Annotated in this window: 1 protein-coding gene; it reads right to left on the bottom strand. The window is 60.8% G+C overall.

Features of this window, described 5'->3' with window-relative positions; translation table 11 throughout:
* Positions 1 to 490 (bottom strand): hypothetical protein (locus Q1A75_RS24065; protein WP_299641562.1); only part of this gene is annotated, 490 nt, incomplete at both ends.

Here is a 490-nt window from a genome sequence, read left to right as displayed (position 1 = left end):
TGCGCAGCTCAGGGCTGGTATGCCTAGCGATCTCGGCCAACCCATCGGTGTTTCTACGCAGATCTGCAAGCGCGGGCGCCCGGAATTCCTTCGGCTGGCGCAACTCGTTCAAAACCTGCGTCATCACGGCGCGGCGGTTATTCCAGCCGGTCTTGGCTCCCTTAAACCTCGGATTACCCTTGAATAGATCATTGACCACTGAGGAGGGCATGCGGCGCAGCGCGGCAATGACCTCACCCTTGCGACGCCTGGACTGGTTTGACGATCTCTCCTTCTCGGCGGGTTTGAAATCGACATAGGCCGCCGTCATGATCTCGGCGACTTCAGCCTTCGAAAGTGCCAATGTCTGGCCGGAGGGCAGCCCGCCCGTGTCTTCGGGCACGGTCACAGACAGGGTCTCCGGCCCGCTCTCTGTCGCCAGCCAATTGCGCAGCTCAGGGCTGGTATGCCTAGCGATCTCGGCCAACCCATCGGTGTTTCTACGCAGATC

Origin of the sequence: uncultured Tateyamaria sp. (assembly GCF_947504105.1) — a bacterium.
Classification (GTDB): Bacteria; Pseudomonadota; Alphaproteobacteria; order Rhodobacterales; family Rhodobacteraceae; genus Tateyamaria.
The sequence above is the reverse complement of the archived record's forward strand: the minus strand, read 5'-3'. Positions and strand labels throughout refer to the sequence as shown.